This is a genomic window from Bacteroides celer (assembly GCF_002632415.2).
GTDB lineage: Bacteria > Bacteroidota > Bacteroidia > Bacteroidales > Bacteroidaceae > Bacteroides.
This window is the reverse complement of sequence record NZ_CP178209.1, coordinates 948,322-965,274: the sequence shown is the minus strand read 5'-3', so window position 1 is coordinate 965,274 and position 16,953 is coordinate 948,322. Positions and strand designations below refer to the sequence as shown.

Sequence of the window (16,953 nt, the reverse complement as noted above, 5' to 3'; positions counted from 1 at the left end):
ATGAAAAGTAAAATCCTAGTGTCTAGAAAGCTAAACGTATATACCCAACCGGTACATGTTCGAAAGAAAGTGAACGGGCAATTAGTAATGCTCGGCTTTGATGTTACCACCTTTACACCTGCATCCTATCAACGTCATCGTCTTTGACGACCCTAAGAAATCTAATCTTGTGGCTGGCTTCGTACTTAGATGCTTTCAGCACTTATCCAATCCCGACTTAGATACCCAGCAATGCACCTGGCGGCACAACTGGTAAACCAGCGGTCAGTCCAACACGGTCCTCTCGTACTAGTGTCAGAGCCACGCAAATTTCATACGCCCACGATAGATAGAGACCGAACTGTCTCACGACGTTCTGAACCCAGCTCGCGTGCCACTTTAATGGGCGAACAGCCCAACCCTTGGGACCTTCTCCAGCCCCAGGATGTGACGAGCCGACATCGAGGTGCCAAACCCCTCCGTCGATATGAGCTCTTGGGAGGGATCAGCCTGTTATCCCCGGAGTACCTTTTATCCTTTGAGCGATGTCCCTTCCATACGGAAACACCGGATCACTATGCTCTAGTTTCCTACCTGATCGACTTGTCTGTCTCCCAGTCAAGCGCCCTTATGCCATTACACTCTACGGACGGTTACCAATCGTCCTGAGGGCACCTTTAGAAGCCTCCGTTACACTTTTGGAGGCGACCACCCCAGTCAAACTACCCACCAAACAGTGTCCTCGTATCTACGAGTTAGAACTCAAATAATCAAAGGGCCGTATTTCAACAGCGACTCCACAAATACTGGCGTACCTGATTCAAAGTCTCCGGCCTATCCTACACATCAATTACCCAAATTCAATGTTAAGCTATAGTAAAGGTTCACGGGGTCTTTTCGTCCCATCGCGGGTAATCGGCATCTTCACCGATACTACAATTTCACTGAGCTCACGGTTGAGACAGTGTCCAGATCATTACACCATTCGTGCAGGTCGGAACTTACCCGACAAGGAATTTCGCTACCTTAGGACCGTTATAGTTACGGCCGCCGTTTACTGGGGCTTCAATTCAATGCTTCTCTTGCGATGACATCTCCTCTTAACCTTCCAGCACCGGGCAGGTGTCAGGCTGTATACGTAATCTTTCAATTTGGCACAGCCCTGTGTTTTTGTTAAACAGTTGCCTGGACCTATTCTCTGCGCCCAACTCTCGTTGGGACCCTTTATCCCGAAGTTACAGGGTCAATTTGCCTAGTTCCTTAACCGTGAATCACTCAAGCGCCTTAGTATATTCAACCCGACTACGTGTGTCCGTTTGCGGTACGGGTACCTTAAAGATTAAGTTTAGCGGATTTTCTTGGGAGTATGCTTACACGCACTATTACCTTATTCCGAAGAATTTGGTATACTATCAGGTTCGACTCTTATCCTGGATTTGCCTGGGATAATCAACATCTACACCCTTCAACGGACTATTCCGTCAGTCCGCGGCGCTGTCACTCCTCCGTCTCCACGTCACTCTTTAAGGTAGTACAGGAATATTAACCTGTTCTGCCATCGGCCTCACCGTTCGGCTGAGCCTTAGGACCCGACTAACCCTGATCCGATTAGCGTTGATCAGGAAACCTTAGTCTTTCGGCGAGGGGGTTTCTCACCCCCTTTATCGTTACTTATACCTACATTTGCTTTTCCACACGCTCCAGCAAAGCTCACGCTTCACCTTCGACGCAGAGTGGAATGCTCCCCTACCGATCATTACTGATCCCATAGCTTCGGTAAATTGCTTGATGCCCGATTATTATCCACGCCAAACTCCTCGACTAGTGAGCTGTTACGCACTCTTTAAATGAATGGCTGCTTCCAAGCCAACATCCTAGCTGTCTTAGCAATCTGACTTCGTTAGTTCAACTTAGCAATTATTTCGGGACCTTAGCTGATGGTCTGGATTCTTCTCCTTTAGGACATGGACCTTAGCACCCATGCCCTCACTCCTGGGATCGAACTACTGCGCATTCGGAGTTTATCAAGACTTGATAGGCGGTGAAGCCCTCGCATCTTATCAGTCGCTCTACCTCACAGTAGTAATTCCCAAGGCTGCACCTAAATGCATTTCGGGGAGTACGAGCTATCTCCAAGTTTGATTAGCCTTTCACCCCCACCCTCAGTTCATCCGGAAGCTTTTCAACGCTTATCGGTTCGGTCCTCCAGTTAGTGTTACCTAACCTTCAACCTGACCAAGGGTAGATCACTTGGTTTCGCGTCTACTCCTTCCGACTAATCGCCCTGTTCAGACTCGCTTTCGCTTCGGCTTCATGTCTTGAGACACTTAACCTTGCCGGAAAAAGTAACTCGTAGGTTCATTATGCAAAAGGCACGCCGTCACAACCGAAGTTGCTCCGACCGCTTGTAGGCGCACGGTTTCAGGGACTATTTCACTCTTCTATTCGAAGTGCTTTTCACCTTTCCTTCACAGTACTGGTTCGCTATCGGTCTCTCGGGAGTATTTAGCCTTACCGGATGGTCCCGGCAGATTCACGCAAGATTCCTCGTGTCCCGCGCTACTCAGGATACCACTACGCTTCGTTTAGCTTCGAATACCGGACTATCACCGTCTATGGTCCCATTTTCCAAAGGGTTCTTCTCACTAAAGTTCTTGCGATATCGTGGTCCTACAACCCCAATATTGCCGTAACAACATTGGTTTGGGCTAATCCCCGTTCGCTCGCCACTACTAGGGGAATCATTATTATTTTCTTTTCCTACAGGTACTAAGATGTTTCAGTTCCCTGTGTTAGCCTCTTGCTATGCAAGATGTCATTCCTTCAGAATGACGGGTTGTCCCATTCGGAAATCTTCGGATCAAAGGTTATTTGCACCTTCCCGAAGCTTATCGCAGCTTATCACGTCCTTCATCGCCTCCGAGAGCCAAGGCATCCGCCATGCGCCCTTGCTTACTTTCTTTCAAACGTTTTATTCTTATACTGGTATTGGTATGGGAATTGCTTCCTTTTATCAATATTGCATACTCGAACACGTACGGTTTGATATATACTTTTAGCTCTTACTAAAATTTTACTTTTTGTACATCATGTCAAAGATCGTTTCTCTTTTCAGAGATGGTGGAGAATAACGGATTCGAACCGTTGACCCTCTGCGTGCAAGGCAGATGCTCTAGCCAGCTGAGCTAATCCCCCAAGAGGTTATCAAGAATTGCTTCATTCCGCTGACGCGTCATTCCTTCGTTCTTGAGCTTGGTAGTCCCAGGCAGAGTTGAACTGCCGACCTCTACATTATCAGTGTAGCGCTCTAACCAACTGAGCTATAGGACTAGTTCAACCTTGTCTACCTGTATGTTAGACTCGGCTTCTTTTTTCTCTTGTTTATCTCTATCTATACTTCTATAGATGGTTGATCTATATGTTATAAATAAACAAGTACCAGTAGTACAAAAAACAGAACCTTTAAAGTCTATAAGTGGCTGTCACGTTTGTGACAGTTACGACATCGCTCCAGAAAGGAGGTGTTCCAGCCGCACCTTCCGGTACGGCTACCTTGTTACGACTTAGCCCCAATTACCAGTTTTACCCTAGGACGCTCCTTGCGGTTACGTACTTCAGGTACCCCCGGCTTTCATGGCTTGACGGGCGGTGTGTACAAGGCCCGGGAACGTATTCACCGCGCCATGGCTGATGCGCGATTACTAGCGAATCCAGCTTCACGAAGTCGGGTTGCAGACTTCGATCCGAACTGAGAGAGGTTTTTGGGATTAGCATCACGTCGCCGTGTAGCTGCCTTCTGTACCCCCCATTGTAACACGTGTGTAGCCCCGGACGTAAGGGCCGTGCTGATTTGACGTCATCCCCACCTTCCTCACATCTTACGACGGCAGTCTCTCTAGAGTCCTCAGCATCACCTGTTAGTAACTAAAGATAAGGGTTGCGCTCGTTATGGCACTTAAGCCGACACCTCACGGCACGAGCTGACGACAACCATGCAGCACCTTCACAAATGCCTTGCGGCTATTCTGTTTCCAAAATATTCATTTGCAATTTAAGCCCGGGTAAGGTTCCTCGCGTATCATCGAATTAAACCACATGTTCCTCCGCTTGTGCGGGCCCCCGTCAATTCCTTTGAGTTTCACCGTTGCCGGCGTACTCCCCAGGTGGAATACTTAATGCTTTCGCTTGGCCGCTTACTGTATATCGCAAACAGCGAGTATTCATCGTTTACTGTGTGGACTACCAGGGTATCTAATCCTGTTTGATACCCACACTTTCGAGCATCAGTGTCAGTGACAGTCTAGTGAGCTGCCTTCGCAATCGGAGTTCTTCGTGATATCTAAGCATTTCACCGCTACACCACGAATTCCGCCCACCTCTACTGTACTCAAGACTGCCAGTTTCAACTGCAATTTTACGGTTGAGCCGCAAACTTTCACAACTGACTTAACAATCCACCTACGCTCCCTTTAAACCCAATAAATCCGGATAACGCTCGGATCCTCCGTATTACCGCGGCTGCTGGCACGGAGTTAGCCGATCCTTATTCATATGGTACATACAAAATTCCACACGTGGAAAACTTTATTCCCATATAAAAGAAGTTTACGACCCATAGAGCCTTCATCCTTCACGCTACTTGGCTGGTTCAGGCTCTCGCCCATTGACCAATATTCCTCACTGCTGCCTCCCGTAGGAGTTTGGACCGTGTCTCAGTTCCAATGTGGGGGACCTTCCTCTCAGAACCCCTATCCATCGTAGTCTTGGTGGGCCGTTACCCCGCCAACAAACTAATGGAACGCATCCCCATCGATAACCGAAATTCTTTAATAAAAATATCATGCGATATTCGTATACTATCCGGTATTAATCTTTCTTTCGAAAGGCTATCCCGGAGTTATCGGCAGGTTGGATACGTGTTACTCACCCGTGCGCCGGTCGCCATCTCTTCTATTGCTAGAAAAATGCTGCCCCTCGACTTGCATGTGTTAAGCCTGTAGCTAGCGTTCATCCTGAGCCAGGATCAAACTCTTCATTGTAAAAGTATTTTTTATCATCGGTTAAGATGACTTTTTTGCTCTGTTCAGGACGCCGTAAATTTATTGACCTTATTCAAATACCTATCAGTCTTAAGTGTATCACTACTGCATAAGACAAGTATTGACGGTTCTATTTTTTTTACTTGTACTACTTGTATTGTTTATCAATATTTCAAAGAACTTGTTGCTTTCGTTTTAAAAGCGGGTGCAAAGGTAAGGGCTTTATTTTTAACTACCAAACTTTTTCGGAAGTTTTTTTTTAGTTTTTCTTTTTACTCGGTTTCTCTGGCTCTCTATGCGAAAGGGAAAGAATGTATGAAAGAATAACTCTTGCCGTTTTTCTTTGCGAATCGGACTGCAAAGATAAGAACTTTATTTATTATAATCCAAACTTTTTCGGAAGTTTTTTGTTCTTTTCTTTAAGTGGGATTCCGCTTTTCACTAAGTCAATTTTTCAAGGCTTTCTTCTCTTGGAAAGCGGGTGCAAAAGTACGCCCTTTTGGTATACACTCCAAATATATCAAACTATTTTTTCTAATTATTTTTGAATACATTTGCTAAAGTGCTGATGCATAACGATATTGTAGAACATATTTTTTAAGTATGGGGAAATTGTGTGCGGAAACGACGAGAGGGCTACACATTATTATATCACACGCGGGCGAGCGTAAGGCAAAGATAAATTAAGAAGAAAATCATAAGAGAAAAGAGAAGTGCCATATAAAATATACCAAAACCGGATTATAAGACATGATGATTTTTGCATATACAGGATTATTCAATCAAGTATATGCAAAAAGAAATGAGGCAAACATACGTCAGGAAATGCAGAATTGAAATGCAACGACGATTTATTCCTCCATACGCAGGCTGACAAGTTCAATCCATTTCTTTAGGCTCAGATCGAGACCGCCTTTCTCCAATAAATGAAGGGCGCTACCATAATGAAGGGCGGCATCTTCCTTTACAGAATATATCTTGCAAGAAAGCTCACCGAGATAATACTTCAGGCGTGCCATCTGAATATAATCCAATAGGGTATAATCTTCTTCTACTGATAAACTAATCAATTCATTTATCAAGACATATGCCTGTTCGCATTCGGTACAGGTTAAATCAGAGAAAGATTTGTTCACAACAGGATGCTGCGATAGCTGAATGATGATACGATTAAAGTCTCCGCACATAGTTTATATGAATTACCACATCAGTTCCCGGTGGTGCGAGGTTTATATAAAAAGAGAACTCTAAGTTTGCAGTTAATAGATAAGAGGTCGGAAATTTATTTTAAAAAAGTCAAGCGAGACGAATAATTACCTCCGCATCTTATCAGGAAAATATCAGTCTTATTATCTTTGTTGTATTAAGATAAAGACTGATAGGCGGGAAGAGGACACCATAAAAGAGAAAGCACTTGAGGCTAGCCCACGTAACGGCCTCTCTCCGCCAAGCTGCAAAGCTCCGATAGAATATCAAGGTTGCGAGCCTATTTAGAGTTTAGAGTTCAAACAGCTTTTACCAGTCTTAGAAAAGTACAGCAAAAATATGAAAAAATTATTTATTGGAATTGATTTTTCAAAGGAGAAACTTGACGCGACGATAATTCTCGCATGTGGAATGAACGAAATAGGCTCCCGTGAGTATGGGTGTTTCCCAAATAACACTACGGGCTACCGCAAGTTATGTAATTGGGTTAAAACAAACGCTTGGAATACAATTGCTGAGGAATGGCTATTCTGTGGAGAAGACACAGGTTCATGTAGTATAGGACTGAGCAAATGGCTTTACGGAAAAGGCTATGACATATGGATTGAGAACGCTTACGCCATAAAACATAGCAGTGGTATCCAGCGTGTGAAAAACGATAAGGCGGACTCAGCAATCATTGCTGAATACGCATGGAGGCAACAGGACAAGGTTGTACCCTTTGAACCATTGAATGAATCCCTTGCGCAACTAAGGGAGATTTTCCTCTATAGGCATAAGCTAGTTGGGCAAAGAGTGGCAATGGAATTACGAAAAGAGGACAAATCACAATCAAACAAGTCAAAAGCAATATCCTTCATCAACCGCAAGAGCAAACACCTTATTGCGGAGATAAACAAAACAATTGCCGAATGCGATAAGGCCATTGATAGCATAATAGAGGCGGATGAGGAACTGAAAGAAAATTATGCTATTATAACCTCAATAAAAGGCGTAGCCAGGCAAAACGCAACCTGTATGTTGGTCTACACAAACAACTTCAAAAAATTCGGATATGACCCAAGAAAGATTGCATGCTATTATGGAGTTGCCCCCTTTGGTAAACAATCCGGAACGAGTGTAAATACACCTGCTCATACAAGCCATTTCGCCAATAAACTTATTAAATCATTATTAGGACAAGCAGCTCATATAGCCAAAATATATAATCCCGAAATTAGAGATTACTATCAAAGACTGATTAGTAAGGGAAAGAAGCCTCAAGTGGCTTTAAATAATGTCAAGAACAAACTCATAAGAATCATAGTGGCATTAGTCAGGAAGAAAGTACCATATGATCAAAATACATACAAATATTATGAAGAACGAGAAGTTATAGAAAGGAAAAAGAACGAGAAGTTAATTTATTGTTAAACGGAATAAGAGATTAGGATATTAGCATAGAATACGTGGGAACTATCTACTTACGCTCTATATAAGGTATCCGCTAAGACCCCCAGTGAACATAAGTGATAGCCCCACGCCCAATTGTGTATATAACAAAGTATATATGCAAAAGTGCGCGAGACCTGTCACTCATTGTCATTCACTGGTAAAAAATTAGCGGATTTTTATATAGAATGCAACAAATAACCGTTCTCAATAAAATTATTAAAAAGCTACTTCCTTCGCTCGAAAGTAAACTATGACAAAAGTAGAAATAAATATCTATTAAACAAACAATTTTGACAGAAAAAAAATATGCTTTATCAATTAATCTAGTCTATATCATATAAAAAAACACGTATCTGACATTCTACTAGAAACGATTTTTCATTTTCATTTCTCATGTTCTCATAACGCACATAATAATATCTTGTAAATCAAAGACATAACACTATGAGAAATAAAATAGAAAATAGCATTTCTCATAGTATTACCAGCATTTTGTCCATAAAACAACGCATTTCTCATACCTTTTCAAGGTATTTCTCATAGTATTTTAACCATTTATCCTATAAATTATCAAGCCAGATTCTAAGCTAAAGACCAAGTAGAATACCAGACTATACACTGCTTTACAATATATTACCAGTGCTTATTGAAAGTATATAGAGCGGACATTTGTATATTTTCCTACCTGTATCTGTATCGTTCCACTCCAGTGAACAGATCGTTCCACTCGAGTGGACGGTTCTTTTCACTCTAGTGCACAAGCCTGTTCACTGGAGTGGAACGATACAGATACAGGTAGGAAGGAATGAAAATGATTAAGGAAAAACATAAAGATATAAGGTAAATGATACACAGGAAAGCAGTAAACAATAGGAAGTTGATTAATAAACGACATAAGGAAAGGAATAATCGCAAGTCCGGCGATAGTCCGGAAAAAGCTACAGCCATCATGCATGAGAAATGAGCAAAATAGATAAAAGGAGTATGAGAATAAGAGGAGAAATGAGTTGAAACCGATGAGAAATGCAGCTTTTTTAAGGATAAATGATGGAAATACTATGAGAAATACCATTTTACAGTTTATTTCTCATAGCATTATATTATTGATTTACAAACAAATACCATACCACTTATGAGAACATGAGAAATGAAAATGAAAAATCATTTGCAGGAGAACTTGAATTCAACGAAAGGTTATTTTTTAGGAAAGAGCAAAAAAGAAAGAGATAAATCAGGAATCCGGCCGAATCCATATACCGTATACCGACCGACCGAGCAAAATTCCTTTTCAGTTGTTATTCATATATATCATAGTATACACAATAAAAGTCAATATCATGGAGAAGAATATTTTTCAGTTAGATAATGAGCAACTCAAAGAAATTGCCCGTTCATTCAAAGCAAAAGTAGAAGAGGGATTGAACACTGAAAATGCAGAGATACAATGCATTCCAACTTTTATCACTCCGAAAGCAAGTAGTATTAATGGTAAATCATTAGTGCTTGATTTGGGAGGAACCAATTATCGGGTGGCAATCGTTGACTTCAGTAAAGTTCCTCCAACCATTCACCCCAACAATGGTTGGAAGAAAGACATGTCGGTTATGAAATCTCCCGGCTATACCCGCGAGGAGTTATTCAAAGAATTGGCAGACATGATTACCGGAATAAAACGGGAGAAAGAAATGCCAATCGGATATTGCTTTTCTTATCCGACAGAGTCTGTGCCAAGCGGAGATGCCAAACTCTTACGCTGGACAAAAGGAGTTGACATAAAAGAGATGATCGGAGAAGTGGTAGGGAAGCCTTTGCTGGACTATCTAAACGAAAGAAATAAAATCAAGTTTACGAATATAAAAGTGCTTAATGACACCGTAGCCAGTTTATTTGCAGGACTTACCGACAGCAGTTACGATGCATATATAGGTCTGATTGTGGGAACAGGCACCAATATGGCTACTTTTATTCCGGCTGACAAAATTAAGAAGTTAAGTCCGTCACATAAGGTCGATGGATTGATTCCCGTTAATCTGGAGTCGGGGAACTTCCATCCGCCATTCCTCACCGCAGTAGATAATACGGTAGATGTAATCTCCGACAATCCGGGAAGACAACGTTTCGAGAAAGCTGTATCCGGCATGTACTTGGGAGACATTCTAAAAGCGACTTTCCCTCTGGAAGAATTTGAAGAAAAATTCGATGCACAAAAGCTTACCTCTATCATGAACTATCCCGATATTTATAAAGAAGTGTATGTGCAGGTAGCACAGTGGATATATGGCAGATCGGCGCAATTGGTTGCAGCTTCACTTACAGGGCTTATCATGTTGCTAAAGTCATACAATAAGGAGATAAGGAGAATTTGCCTGGTTGCCGAAGGAAGTCTTTTCTGGAGCAAGAACAGAAAAGATAAAAACTATAATATGATTGTCATGGAGAAATTACGGGAACTCTTCAGTTTATTTGGTTTGGAAGACGTAGAGATCGACATAAAAAGTATGAATAATGCCAATCTGATAGGAACAGGTATTGCGGCATTATCCTGACACGTTCTAATTTGTCATTGCACGGCAGGTCCTCAATCGGCCTGTTCATAAAAATTCGATGCTGTATCAAATTTACTGATACAGCATCGAACCTATTTCAGACTTATTAAATCCGGTTCAATATTTAGATAGAATATAGAACCTAAAGTAGCTATTATTTGATCTTCAGTGCAAAACCGCCTCCGGGTGCCAAATGAATCTTCAACTTACTGTCATTCTTTATCCGGAAAGATTCACATTTATAATCACGTCCAACCCGGTGGGCATTCACTCCATCCTTAAATAATGTAGCATCGTATGTCTTGTCGCCCAAGAAGGAACAATCTACTTCAATATCACGTGCCGTCCAATCGGTAATTCCACCTACATACCAGACATTTCCTGCCCGGCGTGCCGTTACGATGTACTCTCCCATTTTGCCATCAAGCACGATACTTTCATCCCATACGGTCGGAATATTGGCAATAAATTCGGTCGATTCCAGTTCGCGCATATAGTTGCTTGGCGCATCGCACAGCATATTGAAAGGAGACTCGAATACCACATACAGAGCAAGTTGGCGACAGCGAGTTCCCTGGCTCATAGGTTCCGAGTTACAAGGATAATAGTTACCTTTCGAAGCATTACGCATCGCGCCTTGGGTGTAATCCATCGGACCGGAAACCTGACGGGTGAAAGGCAACAGTACGTCATACTTCACCTGATCGACCGAAGCCGGACTCCATTTCATCTGTTCCAAGCCATTAACCCCTTCAAAGTTCAACACATTCGGATAGGTACGATTCAAGCCGGCCGGTTTATGCGTTCCATGCAAATCGAGAATCAATTTATATTTAGCACACATTTCGGCAGCCCGATAATTGAATGCTGTCATATACTGATCGTCACGATCCATAAAATCGACCTTAAAGCCTTTGACTCCCATGTCGGCAAAATAACGGCAAACGTTCTCCATATCACGATCGAAGGCATAATAACCAGCCCAAAGAATGATACCTACATTTTTGGAAGCTGCATAATCTACCAGTTCTTTCAGATTAATATCTTTCACTACTTGCATCAAATCCGCCTGCAGGTTGACTGCCCAACCTTCATCAAGGATTACATATTCTATTCCGTTTGCAGAAGCGAAATCAATATATGCTTTATAAGTCGGATTATTTACTCCGGTGATAAAATCAACGCCATCCAAGTTCCAGTTATTCCACCAATCCCATGCCACTTTACCGGGTTTGATCCATGAAATATCCGTCAGACGGGAAGGAGCAGCCAACAAATAGCTCAAGTTGCTTGCCGCCAAATCTTTATCGGAAGTGGTAACAATGCTCATTCGCCATGGAAAACTTCGGGGGTTATCTACTTTGGCAATGTAAGCTTCACGCTCTTTCACCAACATCTGAAGTTGATTGTGTCCGCCCTGCACCGTCTTCTTGGGATAAGGAGCGAATTGACCCGTCAACCGGTTTTCCCCTTCAGCAGCAGATAAATAGAGACCGGGATAATTCTCCAAACCGGATTCTGTGATACAAATCTTGACACCTTCACCAGCATCCACTACTAACGGCAGAAACATCAAACGTTTTTTATTCAGTTTCGATAATCGATCAGTAGTATAAGTGTTCTCGAAAGAATTGAAATATTGGGATTCGTAATCACCGTCTTTCCCCGCTTTTACATACGGAACAGAGGCTACCATATCGGACGGGAAACGGTAATCTACAGTTTCATCCACTACATTGAAAGGTTTCTTCGACCGGCTGACAAAGCGATATGCAATACCATCATTGTAAGCACGAAACTCTACGTTCCAATCTTTCTTAAACCGGAGAGTCAGTTCATTATAGTAATCTCTTAGTTCGTTGGCGCGATAGAAAGGAGAAGGAACCATCTGATCTACTTTTTTCCCGGAAGTGCCGGCCAACTTTGCTTTCTCTCCCCAAACTTCTCCATTATCCAATGTCATTGAAATTGAAGAAGAAGCCAGTATCTGACGTCCGTCACAATGGATGTCATAAGTCAACTTATCACCGACGGTAATAGTTGTTTGGAGTTTCCCATCCGGAGAGTTCAAGGTAAATTGTTTTTGTGCTTGTACCGTAAGCGTACATGCGACAACACATAGAAATAATAAAATCTTCAGTTTTTTCATGGTTTTAATTATAGTAGTTATCAAATCATAAGAAGAATGATGCAAAAATAAAATAATACCCGTTGGCGGAATTAAATAAGCGCATATTTAAGTCTGCCAATAGGTTTGTTGTTAATGTGGTTTATATATTGAAGGATTGTAAATGCACTTATTTTCCCGAGTATTCTGGTAAACAATCCTACTGTATCTTTAGCATAATTTCTCACTATCATGAACTGATCGCATAGTTGTGAGAAATCCGTTTCGATTCTTTTCCTGGCTTTAGCAAATGGGATGAATGTAGGACTCCAGTCCTTTTGGTTCAGTCTATATGGAACTTCAAGTCTTATATTTGCAGTCTCAAACAAATCCAGTTGCACATTCTTACTAATATATCCTCTATCTCCGAAAATGCTGCAGTCATGATATTCATATCTGATATTTTTAAGATAATTGATATCGTGAACACTTGCTTTTGTCAGGTCAAAGGAATGGATAACTCCACTTAAACCGCAAATAGCGTGTAATTTATATCCATAGTAATAATTCTTCTGAGAGGCACAATATCCGAATGATGGAGCTTTACTATAATCGTTTCTGCCCATTTTACAACGTTTCCCTCTAGCTACCCGGCATACCTCTATAGGTTTTGAATCAATACAGAAATATTCTTCACCACCATCTATCTTCTCAGCTATTCTTTTACGGATAGTGTCGCATAAGGTTGATGTAGTTTTACGCCTGTCATTATACTGGCGTCTTGAAATCAGATTGGGCATTTTATCCTTATACTCAGAAAGTCTAATGAAAAGATTACTTTCACTATCTATACCCATGGCTTCGGATGTAAGGTTCAAAGCTATAACTTCTATATCTGAAAACTTGGGAACAACACCTGGACGAGGAATATTTCCCTTCTCATTTATGAGGTTATCGCCAAATTGCTTGCAAATCTTAAGAATTTTACTGAATATTGTATATAAGTTGTGCATATATTGATGATATATTAAAGGTTTGACCATCTCTAATATACTATAAATCAATAATATGCACAACTTTTTAAACATCAATATATTATCTTTTTAATTCCGCCAACGGGTAATAATATATGGTAGTAACCTATATGAAAACTAAAAAACAGAAATGAAAAATGAATACGAGATTCTATCTTCTTCCTGTCAGAGATTTTATGCAATCGACTTCTTCCTGCTGAAAAGGTACTCCGTTAGAACGATAAATATCATGGAACCATAACTCCGGCTCTTCTCCCGACGGAATCACTTCATCCCAAGCAAAAATAGTATTTGTCTTTCCTGCAACAAATCCCCAATTAATAGCTCCGGTCTTTTCTTTTTTCATCAGAGGAAGGACATTGCAAAAACGGCTGTCATTGCGGCGGGCCATATATTCGGTACAGATCAACGGACGGTTAAGCATCTTTAGAAACTTGATGCACTCGGCATGCTGTGCCTCATTATCGTAATTATGATAAGAGATAATATCCGAATGATTCAGCATAAATGCATTCAGAACATTCTTGCGGGGAGAATTATAGTCCCAGACACCGGCAGTAATCGGTTGTGACGGTTTACAGTCGCGTACCCAGCGAAAAACATTGGTCAATAAAGACAAAGAGGTTTCCTCGTGTTTACTATTTCCGGGTTCATTATACAAATCCCACATCAATATCCGGTCATCATGAGCGTAAGTGCGTATAATATCTTTGACATACTCTTGTAGAAAAGGATACAAAGTCAGTGTATCCTTGCGCAAGCTGCACGAAGGGTCCTGTACCCATCCGGAATTATGAACTCCCGGCTTCGGTTCTGGTTGTTTGCCATAAGCAGATTCAGCATTCCAACAGTCATCAAAGAATACAAACATAGGACGAATTGAGTACTTCTTACAAATATTCAGAAATTCATCCATACGTTTTTTCATGCCTTTCGCATCGTTTTTCCATACTACACTGCTTAAGAAAACCCGTAAGGTATTAAAACCCAGATCATGTGCCCATGACAGTTCTTTATCTATTTGTTTAGGATTGAAAGTATCCGCACTCCACATTTCTATCTGATTGATTGCTGTTGCCGGAATATAATTGCAACCTATCAGCCAATCCTGGTCGTCATACCATTTCTGTATTTTCTCTTCTGACCAACGATCATTGTTTGAGGAGTTGCACTCCTGCGTACAAGCATTTATACATATCCCCACTAAAAAGAATAAAAATGCAACACTAACACACCATTTATTTTTCATGCTATTTCAATTGATTAATATACAAGTCTATTTATTTTAATTTTCACCTTTGAGTTATACTGTATCCATCATTCAGCTCTAAACCGCTTGGTTTGTACATCACGGGAGTTCGATCCTACCATGACATCAAATTCTCCTGGTTCATAGATATATTCCAAACCGGAATTATAGAATTTCAGATCATTTTCCGTGATAACGAAGTTAATGTCACGACTTTCACCACTCTTCAGGAAAATACGTTCAAAGCCTTTCAACTCCTTCACCGGACGGGCAATCTCTGCATATATATCACGAAGATATAGCTGTACTGTCTCGTAGCCGTCGTAGTTTCCTTTATTGGTAACAGTCACAGAAACCGTTAACTCACCGTTTTTAGGTAAGGTTTCCGAGCTAATATGAAGATCACTATAAACAAAGTCCGTATAACTCAAACCATATCCGAACGGATACAGAGGCTCATTACTCTCATCCAGATAATTGCTGGCATAACGATTGAATATACGATTGTCAGGATCAGGACGACCGGTATTCAGATGATTGTAGAACAATGGCAACTGTCCCACCGAACGCGGGAAGGTAGTTGTCAGTTTACCGCTTGGAGAAACTTTACCAAACAATACGTCAGCAACCGCATTCCCCGTTTCACTACCACCAAACCAGACATTCAAGATGGAATGTACATTTGTAGCCTCCCAGTTCAAAACCAAAGGACGACCCGTGAACAAAAGAAGTACGACAGGTTTGCCCGTCTTCACCAGAGCTTTTAATAAGCCTTGTTGAGCATCGGGTATCTCCAGATTGGTACGTGAAACCGATTCACCACTCATTTCCGCACACTCACCCAAAGCAGCTACAATCACATCAGCACGGGCAGCTATACGTAAAGCCTCATCCAATAATTGCCGGTTGTCTCCACGTTCAAGCAGCCGAATACCCGTAGCAGCTTTTTCCGTTTCTGCATCATAATATATATTACTGCCTTTCGCATACAGTATTTCAGCCTTATCACCCGCTGCCGAACGGATTCCTTCCAGTAACGTTCCGTGCCGGGAAGGAGTACATGTCATACTCCACATTCCACACATATTATTACGTGCATCTGCCATCGGGCCGATCAGGGCAATCTTTCCTTTTATGTCCAAAGGAAGCAGATGACGATCGTTCTTCAACAGAACAAAAGTTTCAGTTGCAATCGTACGGGCGGAAGAACGATGTTCGGCCGTATAAAGTTTTTCCCGGGTACGCAGAGTATCACAATATTTATACGGATCGGAGAATAACCCCAATTTATATTTGGCTTCCAGAACACGACGACAGGCCGTATTTATCTGTTCTTCCGTCACTTTTCCTTCTTTCAGGGATTCTTCCAATGTGTTCAGAAAACCACAGGAAACCATATCCATATCTGTCCCTGCCTGCAAAGCACGTATGGAAGCTTCTTTCAGAGGGGCGACACCGTGGGAGGACATTTCGGCTATCGAATTATAATCTGTCACCAATAGTCCCCCGAAACCCCATTCATCCCGAAGCAGATCGGTCAGTAACCATTTATTGGCCGTGGCAGGAATACCGTCGACGATATTAAAAGAACTCATGACACTACCTACACCGGCATCAACGGCAGCTTTATAAGGAGCCAGATATTCGTTATACATACGCAGGCGGCTCATATCCACCACATTATAATCACGTCCTGATTCAGACGCTCCATAAAGTGCAAAATGTTTCACACAGGCAAGTATTTCATCGTTGCCCTGCATATTGTTTCCCTGATAACCACGCACATACGCTTTAGCCATTAAAGAACCCAGGTAAGGATCTTCCCCACTCCCTTCTGCGATACGTCCCCAGCGGGCGTCACGACAAATATCGACCATCGGGCTGAATGTCCAGTTAATACCGTCTGCGCTGGCTTCAATGGCAGAGATGCGTGCCATACGTTCGACGGCCAGAGTGTCCCAACTGCAAGAAAGCGCCAATGGGATCGGGAAAATAGTTTCGTAACCGTGGATAACGTCTGCACCTACAAGTAGAGGTATTTTCAACCGGCTTTCTTCTACCGCAAGGTGTTGCAGGGCATTAATTTTCTGGATCCCCTTGACATTGAAGAAGCCGCCTATTTCCTGTTTGCGAATCATATCGCTAAGTTCACCGTTCATCACCGAACCTGTCACGAGATCACCGCCCGAAGGCAGGTTCAGTTGTCCGAGTTTCTCACGGAGAGTCATCCGCTCCATTAAGTCGGTAATGAAACAGTCCATTTCCGCATCTTTCTCTCCCCCGGACGGTGAGCAGGCAAAGAGAGTAAGCCCGCAAAGGGCACAAGATATAAGATTTTTTATCTTCATTTTTCTTGTTA

General features: G+C 42.0%; 7 protein-coding genes, 2 tRNA genes and 2 rRNA genes. 2 read left to right on the top strand and 9 right to left on the bottom strand.

What is annotated here, in order from left to right; genetic code table 11:
* Positions 1 to 61: 61 nt before the first annotated feature.
* From CJF29_RS03450 to CJF29_RS03430, 5 genes are all read right to left on the bottom strand, one after another.
* Positions 62 to 2,941, bottom strand: a 23S ribosomal RNA gene (locus CJF29_RS03450).
* A 156-nt stretch (positions 2,942 to 3,097) separates the two neighbouring features.
* Positions 3,098 to 3,174 (bottom strand) — tRNA-Ala (locus CJF29_RS03445).
* A 58-nt stretch (positions 3,175 to 3,232) separates the two neighbouring features.
* Positions 3,233 to 3,309 (bottom strand) — tRNA-Ile (locus CJF29_RS03440).
* Positions 3,310 to 3,493: 184 nt separating this feature from the next.
* Positions 3,494 to 5,018: ribosomal RNA gene (locus CJF29_RS03435) — 16S ribosomal RNA — on the bottom strand.
* Together the 16S and 23S rRNA genes with 2 tRNA genes alongside form the textbook arrangement of a ribosomal RNA operon.
* Positions 5,019 to 5,869: 851 nt before the next feature.
* On the bottom strand, positions 5,870 to 6,205 hold the full coding sequence (locus CJF29_RS03430) for a hypothetical protein (protein WP_004327208.1): 336 nt from the start codon (positions 6,203 to 6,205) through the stop codon (positions 5,870 to 5,872).
* A gap of 358 nt (positions 6,206 to 6,563) precedes the next feature.
* On the opposite strand from CJF29_RS03430, the gene CJF29_RS03425 reads away from it, so the two are divergent.
* A complete protein-coding gene (locus CJF29_RS03425) occupies positions 6,564 to 7,637 on the top strand; it encodes an IS110 family transposase (RefSeq protein ID WP_008645115.1) in 1,074 nt (357 codons plus the stop codon).
* Between the two features lie 1,358 nt (positions 7,638 to 8,995).
* Positions 8,996 to 10,204, top strand: coding sequence for a hexokinase (locus tag CJF29_RS03420; RefSeq protein ID WP_004307069.1), 1,209 nt, complete (start codon positions 8,996 to 8,998; stop codon positions 10,202 to 10,204).
* A 154-nt stretch (positions 10,205 to 10,358) separates the two neighbouring features.
* On the opposite strand, the gene CJF29_RS03415 is transcribed toward CJF29_RS03420, so the two are convergent.
* The 4 genes from CJF29_RS03415 to bglX form a co-directional block, all read right to left on the bottom strand.
* Positions 10,359 to 12,353, bottom strand: a complete 1,995-nt coding sequence (locus tag CJF29_RS03415; protein WP_004327206.1) for a glycoside hydrolase family 97 protein — start codon at positions 12,351 to 12,353, stop codon at positions 10,359 to 10,361.
* Positions 12,354 to 12,424: 71 nt separating this feature from the next.
* Positions 12,425 to 13,399, bottom strand: a complete 975-nt coding sequence (locus tag CJF29_RS03410) for an IS982 family transposase (protein WP_004310694.1) — start codon at positions 13,397 to 13,399, stop codon at positions 12,425 to 12,427.
* Positions 13,400 to 13,496: 97 nt separating this feature from the next.
* Positions 13,497 to 14,594: a cellulase family glycosylhydrolase gene (locus tag CJF29_RS03405; RefSeq protein WP_074560370.1), complete on the bottom strand. Its 1,098-nt coding sequence runs from the start codon at positions 14,592 to 14,594 to the stop codon at positions 13,497 to 13,499.
* Positions 14,595 to 14,662: 68 nt separating this feature from the next.
* Positions 14,663 to 16,942 (bottom strand): beta-glucosidase BglX, encoded by a 2,280-nt coding sequence (bglX, locus tag CJF29_RS03400; RefSeq protein ID WP_413544522.1) that lies wholly within the window; start codon positions 16,940 to 16,942, stop codon positions 14,663 to 14,665.
* Positions 16,943 to 16,953: the final 11 nt, after the last annotated feature.